A 16732-nucleotide genomic window follows, 5' to 3' on the forward strand; every position below is an offset into this window, starting at 1 on the left:
GCCTCTTTCGGGTGGTCGGCGGGTGGTGGTGCGGGGGTCGTGCGGGTGGACCGGTGGGTTGGGCTCATGGTACGTATGACTCACGACGTTATACGTACAACCTGCGAAGGGGGCGGACATGGGGACCGGCTACGCGGACCTGCTGCGGGCCCGGCACGCGCTGCGGCTGCTGACCGGCACCCTGGTCGGCCGGCTGCCGAACGCTACGGCGGCCCTGGGCATCGTGCTGCTCACCCGGGCGCAGGGCGGCGACTTCGCCCTCGCGGGGGCGCTGTCGGCCGTCTACGGCCTCGCCAACGCCGTGGGGCAGCCGCTGCTGGGCCGGGCGGTGGACCGCCTGGGGCAGCCGCGGGTGATGTTCCCGGCGGCGGTGGCCTCGGCCGCGGGCATGGTCCTCTTCGCGTTCTGCGGGCCGCGTCCGCTGCCGGCGGCGTACGCGGCGATGCTGGTGGCGGGCTTCTTCACGCCGCCCCTGGAGGGCGGGCTGCGGGCGCTGTGGCCGAGCGTGCTCAAGCGCGAGGACCGGATCCACGCCGCCTACGCCCTGGACGCGGCCGCGCAGGAGGTCATGTTCGCGGTCGGGCCGCTGCTGGTGACGCTGCTGGTGGCGGCGTTCTCGGAGACGGCGGCGCTGCTGTGGATCGCCGCGGTGGGTGTGGCGGGGGCGCTGAGCGTGGTCACCTCCCCGCCGTCGCGGGCGTGGCGGACGCAGCCGCGGACCCCGGACTGGCTGGGGCCGCTGCGGGCGCCGGGCATGCGGGCGCTGGTCGGCTCGTTCTTCTTCGTGGGGCTGGCGCTGGGCTCGATCGCGGTGGCGGCGGTGGCGTACGCGGACGACCACGGCGGCGGGATGGTCTCCAGCTATGTGCTGTCGGGGATCGGCGCCGGGGCCCTGGCGGGCGGGGTGGTGTACGGGGCGCGGCAGTGGGCCGGGGTCCCGGAGCGCCGGCTGCGGCTGCTGATGGCGGGACTGGCCGTGTGCTACCTGCCGCTGGCGCTGGTGCCGGGGGTCGCGGCGATGTCGGGCCTGGCGGTGCTGGCGGGGCTGTTCCTCGCGCCCGCGCTGGCCTGCGCGTTCGTGGTGGTCGACCGGCATGCTCCGGTGGGCACGGTGACCGAGGCGTTCTCATGGATCGTCACCACGTTCGGGGTGGGCGCGGCGGTCGGCACGGCGGCCGCGGGGCCTGCCGCGCAGTACGGTGGGGCGGCGGCGGCCTTCGGTGTGGCGGGGGCCGGTGGCGTGGTGGCGCTGGCCGTCCTGCTGGCCAGTGGGCGTTACCTCACGCCCCCGCAACCGGCAACCGGGACGGAAAAAGATCGAATCGCCGCGGTCGAACCCGGTTTGAGGTCCACGCATCAGGCGTAAGGTCTCATCATGGACCGCCGCATTTTCGGGCTGGAGAACGAGTACGGCGTCACGTGCACGTTCCGGGGACAGCGGCGTCTGTCCCCGGACGAGGTGGCGCGGTACCTCTTCCGCCGTGTCGTGTCATGGGGTCGTAGCAGCAACGTCTTCCTCCGCAATGGCGCCCGTCTCTACCTCGACGTGGGTTCGCACCCGGAGTACGCCACTCCCGAGTGCGACAACGTGACGGAACTCGTCACCCACGACAAGGCGGGGGAGCGCATCCTCGAGGGTCTCCTGGTGGACGCCGAACGGCGCCTGCACGAGGAGGGCATCGCGGGTGACGTCTACCTCTTCAAGAACAACACCGATTCCGCCGGGAACTCCTACGGGTGCCACGAGAACTACCTGGTCGCCCGGCACGGGGAGTTCTCCCGCCTGGCGGACATCCTGATCCCGTTCCTGGTGACCCGGCAGCTGCTGTGCGGTGCGGGCAAGGTGCTGCAGACCCCGCGGGGCGCGGTCTACTGCGTCAGCCAGCGCGCGGAGCACATCTGGGAGGGAGTCAGTTCCGCCACGACCCGTTCCCGGCCCATCATCAACACCCGGGACGAGCCGCACGCGGACGCCGAGCGCTACCGGCGGCTGCACGTCATCGTGGGTGACTCCAACATGTCCGAGACGACCATGCTGCTGAAGGTCGGCGCGACCGACCTGGTGCTGCGCATGATCGAGGCGGGCACCGTGATGCGGGACCTGACGCTGGAGAACCCGATCCGGGCGATCCGTGAGGTGTCGCACGACATAACGGGTCAGCGCAAGGTCCGTCTCGCCTCGGGCCGGGAGGCCTCGGCCCTGGAGATCCAGGAGGAGTACTACTCCAAGGCGGTGGACTTCTGCGACCGGCGGGGCATCCGCAGCGGTGTCATCGAGCAGGTCCTCGAACTGTGGGGCCGGACGCTGGAGTCGATCTCCAGCGGTGACCTGGACAAGATCGGTACCGAGATCGACTGGGTGATGAAGTACCGCCTGATCGAGCGTTACCGGGCGCGCGACAACATCACGATGTCGCACCCGCGCATCGCGCAGATAGACCTCGCGTACCACGACATCCACCGCCGCCGCGGGTTGTACTACCTGCTGGAGAAGCGCGGCCAGGCCAAGCGGATCTGCAACGACCTGAAGATCTTCGAGGCCAAGTCCGTGCCGCCGCAGACGACGCGGGCACGGCTGCGCGGCGATTTCATCCGCCGCGCGCAGGAGCAGCGGCGCGACTTCACCGTCGACTGGGTGCACCTGAAGCTCAACGACCAGGCGCAGCGCACCGTGCTGTGCAAGGACCCCTTCCGGTCGGTGGACGACCGGGTGGAGAAGCTCATCGCCGGCATGTAGCGGCGGTGGCGTGGACGACGCGGGGCCCCGTGCGTGTTCGTACGGGGCCCCGCCCACGTCGTAGAGTGGCGCGCACGCCCGACAACGCAAGATCGACCTGATGGGGATCCCCGTGCGCCGACGCTCTCTTCTCTTCGCCGTTCCCGCCGGCCTGCTCACCCTCGCCGGCTGCGGTGACGACAAGTCCGGCAAGTCCGCGACCAGCGCCAGCCCGTCGGGTTCCGCGTCCTCGTCCGCGCCGGTGAAGATCGTCGATGGTCCGCTGCCGGACGTCACGGCCGGTACGAAGTTCGGCGAGAAGCCGACGGTCGCCAAGGGTCCGGGCCAGCCCAGCAAGGACCTGGCCGTCAAGACGCTCATCCAGGGCAACGGGACCACCGTCGCCGAGGGCGACTACCTCCAGGCGAACTACCTCGGCCAGATCTGGGACACGGCCAAGGTCTTCGACAACTCCTGGGACCGGGGCACGCCGGCCATCTTCCCGATCGGCGTCGGCCGGGTCATCCCGGGCTGGGACAAGGCCCTGGTGGGCAAGAAGGTCGGCGACCGGGTCGAGCTGGCGATCCCGCCGAACCTCGGTTACGGCGAGCAGGGCCAGCCGGACGCCGGTATCAAGGGCACCGACACGCTGGTGTTCGTCGTCGACGTGGTGGACACCTTCAGCGGCAAGAGCTCCGCCCAGGGCAAGGCCGTCCCGCAGAACGACGCCAAGCTGCCCAAGGTCGGCACCAACACCGACGGCAAGGCGCCCTCCATCGAGGTGCCCAAGGAGGCCGCGCCGACCAAGCTGGTCGCCAACTACGTGCTGGAGGGCGACGGCGCGGCGGTCAAGCCCACCGACACCCTGCTGCTGCAGTACAAGGGCGTGGTGTGGGACGGCGGCAAGGAGTTCGACTCCAGCTACAAGAACGGCCAGTTGGCCCAGTTCCCGCTGCAGCAGCTGATCAAGGGCTGGCAGGAGGGCCTGGTGGGCAAGAAGGTCGGCAGCCGCGTGATGCTCGTGGTGCCGCCGGACCTCGGCTACGGCGACAAGGCCCAGCCGGGCATCCCGGCCAAGTCCACGCTGGTGTTCAGCCTCGACATCCTCGCGGTGATGTAAGACTAGGCAGGTTGTCCGCACCTCTTTAGGAGCACGTACGTGAGCATCGAGAAGCCCGAGATCGACTTCCCCGGCGGCGAGCCGCCGGCCGAACTGGTGATCAGGGACATCTGGGAGGGCGAGGGCGCCGAGGCGAAGGCGGGCCAGAACGTCACCGTCCACTACGTCGGCGTCGCCTTCAGCACCGGCGAGGAGTTCGACGCCAGCTGGAACCGCAACTCGCCCTTCACCTTCCCGCTGGGCGGCGGCCGGGTCATCAAGGGCTGGGACCAGGGCGTGCAGGGCATGAAGGTCGGTGGCCGTCGCGAGCTGACCATCCCCGCGCACCTGGCCTACGGCAACCAGAGCCCGAGCCCGCTGATCAAGCCGGGCGAGACGCTGATCTTCGTGGTGGACCTGCTGTCCGTCTGACCGGCCCGTCCGGCCCGGCCACGACCCGGAGCCCCCGCCGACCGGCTTTGCCGGCCCGGCGGGGGCTCCGTCGTGCGGGGCTCCGGGGAGGACGGAAGGGGGCGGTCGCCGGAACCGGCCTTCGCTTCAGCCGTGCGGCCCGGCCGCGATAGGGTCTCGGGGGAGAGCTGAAGAAGGAAGAAGGTTGCGTCGAGTGGCGATTGCCAAGGCCGAGCGGCTGATGAACCTGGCGCTGTGCCTGATGAACACGCGGCGCCCGGTCAGCAAGCGGGAGCTGCGGGCGTCCATCGAGGCGTACCACGAGATCGGCTCCGACGAGGCGTTCAACCGCATGTTCGAGCGCGACAAGGACGACCTGCGCGAGCTCGGCATGGTCATCGAGACGGTGGAGAGCCTCGACGGGGAGATCGGCTACCTCGCCCGCCGCGACCGCAACCGCCTTCCCGAGATCGCCCTGGACGCCGAGGAGGCCGCCGCGCTGAGCCTGGCCGCCAAGGTCTGGCAGCAGGCGCGCTTCGCCGAGGCCGCCAGCGGCGCCCTGCAGAAGCTGCGGGCCGCGGGCGTGCCCTTCCACGACGAGGGCGACGATGACGAGGGCGTACGGGAGCCGGCCGGGCACAGTGCCCTGGAGCCCCGCATCCCCACCCCCGAGCCGGCGTTCGAGCCGCTGATGGTGGCCACCCGGGAGCGCCGCCCCGTCGCCTTCGACTACCGCAAGGCCAACGCCGTGCGCCCCGAGCCGCGCCAGGTCGAGCCGTGGGCGCTGGAGTGCTGGCGCGGCCACTGGTACCTGGCCGGCTGGGACCGCGACCGGGCCGCCGTGCGCGTCTTCCGGCTCTCCCGGATCACCGGGCGGGTCCGTACCCGCGGCGGCACCTTCACCACCGAGGTGCCCGACCACGTCGACGTCCGTGCCGCCGTGGCCAGCTGGGCCGGCGAGGGCGCCACCGCGACCGCCAGGATCCGGCTGCGCCGCGACTCGGGGTACCCGCTGCGGGCCCGCGCCGTGGAGACACTCCCGGTCGACGCCGACTGGGACGAGCTGGAGATCCCGTACGGGCACGGACTGGACGCCTGGCTGGTGGAGTTCGGCCCGGACGTGGTCGTACTGGGGCCCGACGAGCTGCGGGCCGACGTCGTGGACCGGCTGCGCGCCGTCGCCAAGGGCTGAGCGGGGGAGTACGGAGAGATGGCCAACGCGATCGACCAGACGCGCAGGATGCTGTCCCTGGTCACCTACCTGCGCGAGCGCCCCGGTGCCCGCGTGAGCGACGTGGCCCGCGCGTTCGGTGTCACCGAGGCCGAGCTGATCGGCGACCTGAACGTGCTGCCGCTGTGCGGCACGAGCTTCCGGGGCGGCGACCTGCTCGACATCGACACCGACGGCGAGCGGATCTGGTGGCACAACGTGGACGACGTCGCGCAGCCGCTGCGGCTGGCCGCCGACGAGGCCGCCGCGCTGCTGGTCGCCGCCCGCGCCGTCGCCAACCTGCCGGGGCTGCGGGAGAGCGACCGGCAGGCGCTGCTGCGCGCCACCGCCAAGATCGAGGGCGCGGCCGGTGAGGCCGCCGGCGCCTCCTCGCGGCTGTCGGTCACCTTCGAGTCCGAGGGCAGCGTCTTCGCCGATGTCGACCGCGCCATCGCGGAGCGGCGCCGGCTGTGGATCCGCTACTACTCGCCGTCCCGCGACGAGCTCACCGAGCGCGAGGTCGACCCGATCCGCCTGTTCGCGGTCGGCCACACCTACTTCGAGGGCTGGTGCTACCTGTCGGAGGACCGGCGCACCTTCCGGCTCGACCGGGTCGCCGAGATCCGGCTGCTGGACCAGCCCAGCGACCCGCCGCGGGTCGAGCCCCGCGACCTGTCCCAGGGGCTGGTGCAGCCGGCCGGCGACGACCCGGAGGTCGTCATCGAGGTCGGGCCCGGCGGCCGCTGGGTGGCCGAGTACTACCCGCACGACCTCGCCGAGGAACTCCCCGACGGCGGGCTGCGGATCACCCTGCGCACCCCCGACCCGGGCTCACTGCGCCGTCTCGCGCTGCGGCTCGGCCGTGACGGCCGCATCGTGTCCCCGGCCGACCTCGCGGGCAGCGCGCGCGACGCCGCCGCCCAGGCCCTCGCTGCCTACGGGGAGTGAGGGGACCGCCCGCATGGACGACCTCGACACCCTCGACAGCCTCGGTGCCGTCGGGCATCCCGGTGATCCCGCCGCGCCCCCGCCCGAGGTGATCTTCAGGGCCTCCTGCCCGGAGTGCCGCACCAGCTTCGAGCTGTCGGCCGACGCCCTGCGGCTGGCCATCGGCGGCAGCCACCGCACCACCTTCTACTCCTTCACCTGCCCCGACTGCGGCTCCTCCGTCCGCAAGCCGGCGGGCGACCGCATCGTGGAGCTGCTCACCGACGGCGGCGTGCGCACGATGCGGCTGCACACCGGCTGAGCCGCTACGCTCGGCTGCCATGTGGTGGCTCTACCTGTACGTCGGCCTCGCGACCGCCGGCCTGCTCGTGCTCGGCGTCCTCGCCCTCCGCGTGTACGCCGAGGTGCGCGGCCTCGCCCGGCAGGTGGGGCGCAGCAGCGACCGCCTGCTGCGGGCCTCCGAGGACCTGCGGCGCGCCGCGGAGCCGCTGGCGCGCGGCGCCGGCGAACTGTCCCGCTGACGACCGGCCCCGCCGGGGCGCCGTCCCGTCCGCGCCGTCCCGTCCGCGGCGTCCCGTCGGCGGCGCCCGGAAACGCCGGGTAAGCGCTGTCGGAGCACCCTCGTCCTTCCTCGTCCAGGAAGGTACGCTGCTGAGGTTGCCCCGAATGAGAGCGGCGGGGGCGGCAACGGCAAGGACGCCGGGGGATTGCCAGGCGTTTACCCCCGCACGTTACGATCGCTGGCAGAGCGGACACCGTGTCCACGGACCGGAGCCCGCTGCTCAAGAACCCATGCCGCCTCGGTGAGAAGGTAAAGCTTATGTTCGGCAGGCTCGGCGCCCCTGAGATCATCCTCATCCTTGTCGTCGTTCTGCTGCTGTTCGGGGCCAAGCGTCTCCCGGACATGGCCCGCGGCCTTGGGAAGTCGATGCGCATCCTGAAGAGCGAGGCGAAGGCGATGAAGTCGGACGACGCGGCCGCCCCGCAGGCCCAGGCCCAGGCCGACGCGCCCGCCGACGCCCAGGCCGCGCCGAAGACCATCCAGGCCGCGCCCGGTGACGTCAACAGCGCCCGCCCGGTCTCCGAGACCCAGCAGCCCCGCCAGACGCAGAGCTGACACGACGGCACAGGTACGGGCCGCCGGCGGGGACGCCGGCCACCGCGTGAGATGAGGACCTGGGTTGCTCAAGTCTGCCCGCAGTAAGCCGTCGTCGAAGGACCCCGAGGGGCGCATGCCGCTCGTGGAGCACCTGCGCGAGCTGCGCAACCGGCTCGCCAAGAGCGTGCTCGCGATCGTCCTGGTGGCGATCGTGGCCGCCTTCTACAGCCAGCAGCTCCTGGAGTTCCTGGCCTCCCCGGTACCCAAGTGCGGCCCCGGGGTCGTCAGCAGCGGCGGCAACTGTGCCATCGTCACGTTCGACTCGCTGACGGCGCCGTTCGCGCTCACGATGCAGGTCTGCTTCATGGCCGGCGTCATCGGCGCCAGCCCGGTCTGGCTGTACCAGCTGTGGGCCTTCATCGCCCCCGGCCTGCACCGGCACGAGCGCAAGTACACCTACGCGTTCGTGGGCGCGGCGCTCCCGCTCTTCCTGGGCGGCGCCTTCCTCGCCTACAAGATCATGCCGGTCAGCATCAAGGTGCTGATCAGCTTCACGCCCGAGGGCTCGTCCAACCTGCTGAAGCTGGACGGTGTGCTGGACTTCACCATCCGCATGGTGCTGGTCTTCGGCCTCGCCTTCGAACTCCCGCTGCTGCTGGTGATGCTCAACCTGGTCGGCATGGTCACCGGCCGGCGCATGGCGGGCTGGTGGCGCGCCGTGGTCATGGGCGTGTTCGTCTTCGGCGCCGTCGCGACGCCGACCACCGACCCGGTCAGCATGATCGCCCTGTCCGGCCCGATCGTCGTCCTCTACTTCGGCGCGGTCGCCTTCTCCCTGATGAACGACCGGCGCCGGCGCTGGCGCAACCCCGACGCCGAACTCTCCGACGACGAGGCCTCCGTGCTCGACCTCACCCCGGAGTCGATCGACCCCGGCGAGCGCGTCTCGGCCTCGGTGCCCGAACAGCCCGGCCCCGTCGATGACGGGCGCCGCTCCGGCGACTTCGACGACGCGACCTGACGCCGCGGAACCCCCGACGGGGCCCCGCCCGGAATCCGGGCGGGGCCCCGTCGCCATAGGGCGCAGGCGTCCGCCGGCAGCCGCCGCGCCTCCGGAGGAAGGGGTGCCGGTGATCTCGACGGCTCGGCTACCGCGCGGTAGGGTCCGCGCGTGACCAGCGAGATCACCATCGTCGCCAATCCCACCGCGGGCCGCGGCCGGGGCGCCCGGGCCGCGGGACCGGCCGCCGACGCACTGCGCCGCGCGGGCTTCGGCGTGCGCACCGTCGTCGGCACCGACGCGGCGGACGCCCTCGCGCGGGCCCGCGAGGCCGTCGCGGACGGCACCGGGGCGCTGGTCGCGGTAGGCGGCGACGGCATGGTGTCGCTGGCGCTGCAGGCCGTCGCCGGCACCGGCACACCGCTGGGTGTCGTCGCCGTCGGCACGGGCAACGACTTCGCGCGGGCGACCGGACTGGCGATACGCGAGCCCGCGGCCGCCGCGCAGGACATCGAGCGGGCCCTGAAGGAGGAGTCCGTCCGTGAGATCGACCTCGGCCGCGCCGGCGACCGGTGGTTCGGCACGGTCCTCGCCTCCGGTTTCGACTCCCGGGTCAACGACCGCGGCAACCGGATGCGCCGGCCCAGCGGGCGGCTCCGCTACGACGTGGCGATGCTGGCGGAACTGGCCGCCCTGCGCCCCATCCCGTACCGGATGACCCTCGACGACGGCGCCGAGACGGAGCTCGAGGCCACCCTCGTCGCCGTCGGCAACGGCACCTCGTACGGCGGCGGCATGCGGATCTGCGCCGGCGCCGAACTGGACGACGGACGCTTCGACGTCTGCGTCGTCGGGCCGTGCAGCCGCAGCACGCTGCTGCGCGTCTTCCCCCGCGTCTACCGCGGCACCCACCTCGGCCACCCCGTGGTGACCGTGCACCGCGCCGCGTCGGTCACCCTCGCCGCCGACGGCATCACGGGCTACGCCGACGGCGAGCCCCTCGGCCCCCTCCCCCTGACCGCGCGGACCGTCCCGCGGGCGCTGCGCCTGCTGGTGCCGCGGCGGGCCGTGCCGTCGAAGTAGCTTCCCCCGGCCACGGCCGGGAGACGCCCCCGGTGCGCAGCGCGGCCGCGGGCACGCCGAGGGGGATCAGAGGGCGGGCGCGCGGCGGAGGGCCTCGACGGCGAGGGTGAGGTCGACGAGTTCCCGGGGGTGCGTCAGGCGGCGGCCGGTGAGGAGTTCGAGGCGGCGCAGGCGGTTGAGGACCGTGTTGCGGTGGCAGCCCACGCGTTCGGCGGCGGCGCGCGGGGAGCCGTCGCACTCCATCCAGGTGGCCAACGTGTCCAGCAGGTACGCGCGTTCCCCGGCGGGCAGTTCCCGCAGCGGGCCGAGGACGTGTTCGGCCAGCTCGCCGGCGAGCCGCCGGTCCGCGGCGGCCACGACCGTCGGCATCCGCTCCTCCCACAGCGCGACCTCGCCGTCGGAGGCGCACGTGGGCAGGGCGAGTTCGGCCAGCCTCAGGGCCCGCTGCAGCTCGGCCAGGCCGCGTACGACCGGACTGACACCCGCCCGCAGCCCGGGGACCGCGCCCAGGAGCGCGGCGAGGGCGTCCGGGGAGCGGTCGCCGAGCAGGACGACCAGGACCTCGCCCGTGCCGCGGGGCACCCGAAGCACCCGGCTTCCGGCGCCCACGGGGAAGGCGTCGTCGCCCGGCGTGCCGGAGGCCGAGGCCCGCACGCTGGTCACCGCGACGACGAAACGGCCGTCGCCCGGCACGCCCAGGGCCTGGGCCGCGGCGCGCACACCGGGGCTGTCGGTGCGTCCGCCGAGCAGCGCACCGAGCACCCGGGCTGCCTGCCGGCCGCCGCCGGCCACGCCCTCGCCCAGGGTCTCGCGGTAGGCGTCGGCCACGATCGCGGCCGTGCGTTCGCGGAACCCCCACATCCGCGGGGCGATGTGCACCATGAGGGGGATGCCGCCGGGCTGGTGCGCGGCGACGGTGTCGACGAGCCCTTGCCACACGACCGCGCCGCCCACGGCGAACACATGGGTCAGCAGCTCCGGAGGCATGCCCTGCGCGGCCTGGCGCCGACCGGCCTCGCGCAGATACCGGGCCACGTCGGCGTCCCGATCCGGGTCGGCGAGCCGGTCCAGGTGCATGGTGATCATCCTGGCGAAGCCGTCGAGGGAGCAGTCGGGGTCGTCGACGTGGTCCACAAAGCCGGGGACCTCGGTGTGCAGCCGGGCCATCACCCGTTCCGACAGTTCGCCGACGCGTTCCTTCATGCGCAGCGCCGCCGTCCGCAGCAGCTCGCGGGCCGCCTCGTCCCGCGTCGGCGGACGCGCCGTCACCGGGGCGCTCCGGGGCCGCGCGCCGCGGAGATCCGCTCGGCGTCCAGGGCGAGCGCCAGGTGGACCACGTCGCGCGGCCGCGACACGGACCGGCCGGTGAGTTCCTCCAGCCGCCGCAGCCGCCGGCGCACCGTGTTGGCGTGGCAGAACAGGGCGGCCGCGGCCTTCTCGACGCAGCCGCCGGCGTCCAGCCACGCGCCCAGGGTCTCCATGAGCACGGCGCTCTCTGCGGCCTGCACCTCCCGCAGGCCGCCCAGCACTCCGGCGGCGACCTCGGCCGCGACGTCCGGGCGGCGGGCGAGCAGCCCGGCCGGGAAGCGGCGGTCGAGGACGGCCACCTCCCCGTCCCGGGTGCAGGTGCGCAACGCGAGTTCGGCCAGCTCCCGGGCGTGCCCGACCGCGGCCAGCCGCTCCACCTGCGGGCTCAGCCCCGCGCGCGTCCCGGCGGGCACATCCAGCCCGGCCGCGAAGTCGCCGGGCGTCAGCTCACCCAGTTCGGCGAGCAGCACCTCGCCGCCGTCCGGGAGCGACGCCCGGTGCACCCGCACCCGCGCGGGCACCCCGCTCCGCGGCCGTACGGGCAGCGGGGCCCCGGGGGCGCCGCGGACGACGGCGACCACGAAACGCCCGCACTCGGGCAGACCCAGGGCATCCGCGGCCTCCGCGAGGCCAGGGGCGTCCACCCGCCCGGCGAGCAGCCCCTCCAGCGCCCTGCGGCCGCGCTGCCGGTGAAACGTCACCTCGCCGCGGGCCCGCAGATAGGCATCGGCCATCAGCCGGCTGTCCCGCTCGAACAGGTCCCAGACCTCCGCGGCCGCGCGGGCGATCAGCTGCGTCCCCTCGGGACCCTGGCCCTCCCCGGCCCGGAACAGCGCGAGCCACAGCGCGTCGCCGGCCGTACGGCAGGCGCCCATCATCGGCTCCATGGGGAAGCCCTGCCAGGCCCGGCGTTCCCCCACCCACGACAGGTACTCGGCGGACACCGCGGAACGCCCCGGATCGGCGAGCGAGTCGAGGACGGCGGCCACCGAGCCCTCGGTCTCCTCCAGCAACCCCGACGGGGCCAGCGCGTGCTCCCGGTAGGCCGGGTGCCGGTCCCGGATCCGCTCCACGATGTGCGCGGCCACCGGCCCCACCTGGCCGCGGAGCTGCAGCGCGGCGGCTCTCAGCACCTCGTGGTGCTCCTGCCCGGGGGCGGGGGCGAGGCCCGCTGCGCACACCGGACGCGTCGGCGCGGGGCTGGCCATCCGATCTTCCTCTCGGCTCTCCGGGCCCGGGTGCGGGGCAGGGCGGGGCGGGGGCAGGGGCGGACGGGCACCCGCACCGGCATTCCTACCCGCTGGTAGCCGGGCCCGGAAGACAGGTGACGCAAACGTGACCGGCATCCGGGCGGAACCCGCACACCGGCGGACGCACGGCCCTACGGGGCAGCGCGGGTGGTGCCGCCGCACAGCCGGGCCTCCGGGCGGTTGGGAGCCGCGACCGGAAACGCCCCCGCCCCTCGCCGAACCGGCCGCCGTCTCTTCCCATGGAGCTCCCGCACCGCCGGCCCCGGGCGGTGGCCGCCGGCCGTGCCCGCGGCGGCCCCGCGCGGTCCCATCCTCCAGGAGCAAGCACACCGTGACCCGGAAACAGCGCCTCAGGTCCACCCTCGTCCTCACCGCCGCCCTCACCTGCGTCCTCACGGCCTGCGGCGGGGACACCGGCAACGCCGCGGACGACGGCCCGGTCGACGCGCACGGCGTGAGGACCGGGCCCGGCGTGACGGACTCCACCATCACCCTGGGCATCCTCACCGACCTGTCCGGCCCGTACGGCCCGCTGGGCCGTTCCGTGCTGCGGGCGGAGAGGCTCTACGCCGACCAGGTCAACGCCAAGGGCGGGGTGTGCGGCCGCAAGCTCAAGCTGCTCGTCCGCGACCACGGCTACGACGCCGAGACGGCCGTCGTCCAGTACAACAGGATGGAGCCGGAGATCGCCGCGATGCCGGGCCTGCTCGGCTCGACGATCATCAACGCCCTGCTCGACCGCATCATGCTCGACGACGTGATGACGACCTCGCTGGGCTACTCCTCGGCCCTGCTCGGCCAGGCCGCGCTGACCACGATCAACTCCACGTACGACGTCGACATGGTCAACGGCTTCGAGTACCTGGCCGAGACCCGGGGTCTCGGGCCGGACGACAAGATCGGCTTCGTGTACCTCAAGGGCGACTACGGCAGCAACGCGCGGCGCGGGGCCCGGTTCGTCGCCGACAGGCGCGGCATGGTCCTCGTCGAGAAGGAGGTCGGGCCCACCAGCGAGGACCTGTCCGAGCAGGTCGGGGAACTCGCCGACGCCGGCGTGAAGGCCGTCCTGATCAGCACCAGCCCCCCGCAGACCGCCTCGGCGGTCGGCGCCGCCGCCGCGATCGGCCTCGACGTGCCGTTCCTCGGCAGCGCCGTCGGCTACGACCCGCGGCTGCTGGAGACCCCCGCGGCGCCGGCGCTGCTGAAGATGCTGCAGCTCGTCGCCCCCACCCCGGCGCTGACCGGTGTCTCCCCCGAGGTCGGGAAGCTCGTCGCGGAGTACCGGCGCCGCTACCCGGGGGCCGCGCTGGACCAGGGGCTGGAGACCGGGCACAACACGATGGCCGTCGCCGTCCAGGACCTGAAGTCGGCCTGCGCGGCCAAGGACCTCAGCAGGGTGGGCATCGTCGCGGCGCACCGCCGGCAGAAGGAGTTCGACCCCGGGCTCGGCCCGGTCCTCGACTTCTCCGACCCGTGGCGGCCCAGCGCCACCCGGAGCTACATCGTCAAGCCGGAGCGGGGCGTGCCCGGCGGACTGGCCGGGGTGAAGGACGCCTTCAAGGTCCCGTTGGTGGAGGAGTACATCTCGATCATGATCTGAGCCGCCCGGACGCGGGTGCTGGGGACGGAGCGCCGGGATGCCGGCGGACCCGACACGCCCGGGCGCCCGCGCCGTGGGTTTTGCTTCGGCAAAAAGATCATGTCGACTGTCAGTGCGGCCCGGTAGTCTCGTTTTCAAGATGAACGACGAGATGTCTCCTGCCGAGCGTTACGCCGCGTCCCGGCTCCGCGCCGCCGAGCAGGCCACCGCACTCGCGGGCTTCCGCGAGCTGTACGACTTCGGGCTGGACCCCTTCCAGATCGAGGCCTGCCAGGCCCTCGAGGCCGGCAAGGGCGTGCTGGTGGCGGCACCCACCGGATCCGGCAAGACCATCGTGGGCGAGTTCGCCGTCCACCTGGCCCTCGGCGAGGGCCGCAAGTGCTTCTACACCACCCCCATCAAGGCGCTGTCGAACCAGAAGTTCACCGACCTCGTCAAGCGCTACGGCGCCGAGCGGGTCGGCCTGCTGACCGGCGACAACAGCGTCAACGGGGACGCGCCGATCGTGGTGATGACCACCGAGGTGCTCCGCAACATGCTGTACGCGGGCTCCCAGGCCCTCGACGGGCTCGGCTACGTGGTCATGGACGAGGTGCACTACCTCTCCGACCGCTTCCGCGGCGCGGTCTGGGAGGAGGTCATCATCCACCTCCCGCAGTCGGTGACCCTGGTCTCGCTCTCCGCGACCGTCTCCAACGCCGAGGAGTTCGGCGACTGGCTGGACACCGTCCGCGGCGACACCCAGGTCATCGTCTCCGAGCACCGCCCGGTGCCGCTGTGGCAGCACGTCCTGGCGGGGCGCCGGATGTACGACCTGTTCGAGGAGGAGCGGGGCGCCGGCCCGGGCACGCAGCGCGCCGTCAACCCCGACCTGGCGCGGCTGGCCCGGATGGAGAACCAGCGCGCCTACAACGGCCGCGACCGGCGCGGCGGCAAGATGCGCGAGGCCGACCGGGAGCGCGACCGCCGCCAGCAGCGCAGGATCTGGACACCGAGCCGCGTCGAGGTCATCGAGCGGCTGGACGCGGAAGGGCTGCTGCCCGCGATCACGTTCATCTTCAGCCGCGCCGGCTGCGAGTCGGCGGTGCAGCAGTGCCTCCACGCGGGCCTGCGGCTCAACAACGACGAGAACCGGGCCAAGGTCCGCGCCATCGTCGAGGAGCGCACCAAGTCCATCCCCGACGAGGACCTGCACGTCCTCGGCTACTTCGAGTGGCTGGAGGGGCTGGAGCGGGGCATCGCCGCGCACCACGCCGGCATGCTGCCGACCTTCAAGGAGGTCGTCGAGGAGCTCTTCGTGAAGGGCCTGGTCAAGGCCGTCTTCGCCACCGAGACGCTGGCGCTCGGCATCAACATGCCCGCCCGCTCCGTGGTCCTGGAGAAGCTCGTCAAGTGGAACGGCGAGACCCACGCCGACGTCACCCCCGGCGAGTACACGCAGCTCACCGGCCGTGCCGGCCGCCGGGGCATCGACGTCGAGGGCCACGCGGTCGTGCTGTGGCAGCGCGGTTTCGACCCCGTCCACCTGGCGGGTCTGGCCGGCACGCGCACCTATCCGCTGCGGTCCTCCTTCAAGCCCTCGTACAACATGGCCGTCAACCTCGTCGGCCAGTTCGGGCGGCACCGCTCCCGGGAGCTGCTGGAGACCTCGTTCGCGCAGTTCCAGGCCGACCGCTCGGTGGTCGGCATCTCCCGCCAGGTGCAGCGCAACGAGGAGGGCCTGGAGGGCTACCGCGCCTCCATGACCTGCCACCTCGGCGACTTCGACGAATACATGTCGCTGCGCAGGCAGCTGAAGGACCGCGAGGCCGACCTGTCCCGGCAGGGCGCCAACCAGCGCCGGGCGGCCGCCGCCGACGCCCTGGAGAAGCTCCGCCCGGGCGACATCATCCACGTCCCGGCCGGCAAGTTCGCGGGTCTGGCCCTCGTCCTCGACCCGGGCGTGCCCGCGGGCCGCAGCCCCGGCCACCACAACCGGCACGACCAGTTCCACCACGACGGCCCCCGCCCGCTGGTGCTCACCGCCGAGCGGCAGGTCAAGCGGCTCGCGCAGATCGACTTCCCGGTGCCGGTCGAGGCGCTGGACCGGATGCGCATCCCCAAGTCCTTCAACCCGCGCAGCCCCCAGTCCCGGCGCGACCTGGCCTCCGCCATGCGCTCCAAGGCCGGTACGGCCGGCATCGCGCCGCAGCGGCAGCGCCGCCAGCGCTCGGCCGCCGCGGACGACACCGAGATCGCCCGGCTGCGCAGCGAGATCCGCTCGCACCCCTGCCACGGCTGCGACGAGCGCGAGGACCACGCCCGCTGGGCCGAGCGCTTCCAGCGGCTGCAGCGCGACACCAAGCAGCTCGAGCGCCGCATCGAGGGCCGCACCAACACCATCGCCCGCACCTTCGACCGCATCTGCGCCCTGCTCACGGACCTCGGCTACCTCGAGGGCGACCAGGTCACCCCCGACGGCCGCCGGCTGGCCCGGCTCTACGGCGAGCTCGACCTGCTGGCCAGCGAGTGCCTGCGCGACGGCGTCTGGGACGGCCTCGGCCCCGCGGACCTCGCCGCCTGCGCCTCGGCGCTGGTCTACGAGTCCCGCTCGGCGGACGACGCCCTGCCGCCGCGGCTGCCCTCGGGCAGCGCCAAACAGGCGCTCGCCGAGATGATCCGCATCTGGGGGCGCCTCGACGCCCTGGAGGAGGAGCACCGCATCAACCAGGCCGAAGGCGTCGGCCAGCGCGAACCCGACCTCGGCTTCGCCTGGGCCGCCCACCGCTGGGCCTCCGGACACGGCCTGGACGCGGTGCTGCGCGACGCCGACATGCCCGCGGGCGACTTCGTCCGGTGGACGAAGCAACTCATCGACGTCCTCGGCCAGATCGCCGACGCCGCCCCCGAGGGCAGCCCGGTGCGGCGCAACGCCCGCAAGGCCGTCGACGGACTGCTGCGCGGCGTCGTGGCGTACTCCTCGGTGGGCTGACGGCCCGGGCGCGCCGCCTTGGTGCGGCGCGCCCGGC

At 73.3% G+C, this 16732-nt stretch carries 15 protein-coding genes; 13 read left to right on the plus strand and 2 right to left on the minus strand.

Translation table 11 applies throughout. The features are described from left to right. Positions 1 to 118: 118 nt before the first annotated feature. The 11 genes from ACFW3D_RS25365 (at position 119) to ACFW3D_RS25415 (ending at position 9566) form a co-directional block, all read left to right on the plus strand. Positions 119 to 1366 (plus strand): MFS transporter, encoded by a 1248-nt coding sequence (locus tag ACFW3D_RS25365; protein WP_500507381.1) that lies wholly within the window; start codon positions 119 to 121, stop codon positions 1364 to 1366. A gap of 9 nt (positions 1367 to 1375) precedes the next feature. Next, the gene (gene pafA, locus ACFW3D_RS25370) at positions 1376 to 2737 is read left to right on the plus strand and encodes a Pup--protein ligase (RefSeq protein ID WP_431952161.1); all 1362 of its coding nucleotides are present in this window, start codon (positions 1376 to 1378) and stop codon (positions 2735 to 2737) included. A gap of 112 nt (positions 2738 to 2849) precedes the next feature. Next, on the plus strand, positions 2850 to 3836 hold the full coding sequence (locus ACFW3D_RS25375; RefSeq protein ID WP_500507466.1) for an FKBP-type peptidyl-prolyl cis-trans isomerase: 987 nt from the start codon (positions 2850 to 2852) through the stop codon (positions 3834 to 3836). Positions 3837 to 3875: 39 nt separating this feature from the next. After that, positions 3876 to 4247 (plus strand): FKBP-type peptidyl-prolyl cis-trans isomerase, encoded by a 372-nt coding sequence (locus ACFW3D_RS25380; RefSeq protein ID WP_499603547.1) that lies wholly within the window; start codon positions 3876 to 3878, stop codon positions 4245 to 4247. A gap of 193 nt (positions 4248 to 4440) precedes the next feature. Continuing rightward, complete coding sequence (locus ACFW3D_RS25385; protein WP_500507384.1) at positions 4441 to 5418, plus strand: helix-turn-helix transcriptional regulator; 978 nt, start codon at positions 4441 to 4443, stop codon at positions 5416 to 5418. A gap of 18 nt (positions 5419 to 5436) precedes the next feature. Continuing rightward, positions 5437 to 6384 carry a helix-turn-helix transcriptional regulator gene (locus tag ACFW3D_RS25390; RefSeq protein WP_500507386.1) on the plus strand — a complete coding sequence of 316 codons (948 nt, stop codon included), beginning with the start codon at positions 5437 to 5439 and terminating at the stop codon, positions 6382 to 6384. Positions 6385 to 6397: 13 nt separating this feature from the next. Continuing rightward, on the plus strand, positions 6398 to 6685 hold the full coding sequence (locus ACFW3D_RS25395) for a hypothetical protein (RefSeq protein WP_500507388.1): 288 nt from the start codon (positions 6398 to 6400) through the stop codon (positions 6683 to 6685). A gap of 19 nt (positions 6686 to 6704) precedes the next feature. Beyond that, a complete protein-coding gene (locus ACFW3D_RS25400) occupies positions 6705 to 6905 on the plus strand; it encodes a hypothetical protein (RefSeq protein ID WP_500507390.1) in 201 nt (66 codons plus the stop codon). A gap of 299 nt (positions 6906 to 7204) precedes the next feature. Next, the gene (gene tatA / locus ACFW3D_RS25405; protein WP_500507392.1) at positions 7205 to 7501 is read left to right on the plus strand and encodes a Sec-independent protein translocase subunit TatA; all 297 of its coding nucleotides are present in this window, start codon (positions 7205 to 7207) and stop codon (positions 7499 to 7501) included. 115 nt (positions 7502 to 7616) lie between these two features. Beyond that, on the plus strand, positions 7617 to 8504 hold the full coding sequence (gene tatC, locus ACFW3D_RS25410; protein WP_500507394.1) for a twin-arginine translocase subunit TatC: 888 nt from the start codon (positions 7617 to 7619) through the stop codon (positions 8502 to 8504). A 150-nt stretch (positions 8505 to 8654) separates the two neighbouring features. Further along, positions 8655 to 9566 carry a diacylglycerol kinase gene (locus tag ACFW3D_RS25415; protein WP_500507396.1) on the plus strand — a complete coding sequence of 304 codons (912 nt, stop codon included), beginning with the start codon at positions 8655 to 8657 and terminating at the stop codon, positions 9564 to 9566. Between the two features lie 66 nt (positions 9567 to 9632). Here ACFW3D_RS25415 and ACFW3D_RS25420 read toward each other — a convergent pair whose 3' ends face one another. Further along, positions 9633 to 10835: a PucR family transcriptional regulator gene (locus ACFW3D_RS25420; RefSeq protein ID WP_500507398.1), complete on the minus strand. Its 1203-nt coding sequence runs from the start codon at positions 10833 to 10835 to the stop codon at positions 9633 to 9635. Further along, a complete protein-coding gene (locus tag ACFW3D_RS25425) occupies positions 10832 to 12082 on the minus strand; it encodes a PucR family transcriptional regulator (RefSeq protein ID WP_500507400.1) in 1251 nt (416 codons plus the stop codon). The genes ACFW3D_RS25420 and ACFW3D_RS25425 overlap by 4 nt, the downstream gene beginning before the upstream one ends. Before the next feature lie 373 nt (positions 12083 to 12455). Here ACFW3D_RS25425 and ACFW3D_RS25430 point away from each other — a divergent pair, with 373 nt between their 5' ends. Both ACFW3D_RS25430 and ACFW3D_RS25435 read left to right on the plus strand, forming a co-directional pair. Beyond that, entirely contained in the window at positions 12456 to 13724 is a 1269-nt protein-coding gene (locus ACFW3D_RS25430) for an ABC transporter substrate-binding protein (protein ID WP_500507402.1), read from the plus strand. 139 nt (positions 13725 to 13863) lie between these two features. Next, positions 13864 to 16695, plus strand: a complete 2832-nt coding sequence (locus tag ACFW3D_RS25435; RefSeq protein ID WP_500507404.1) for a DEAD/DEAH box helicase — start codon at positions 13864 to 13866, stop codon at positions 16693 to 16695. Positions 16696 to 16732: the final 37 nt, after the last annotated feature.

The sequence above is a fragment of the Streptomyces sp. NPDC058864 genome (assembly GCF_042742985.1).
In the GTDB taxonomy this organism is placed as follows: domain Bacteria; phylum Actinomycetota; class Actinomycetes; order Streptomycetales; family Streptomycetaceae; genus Actinacidiphila.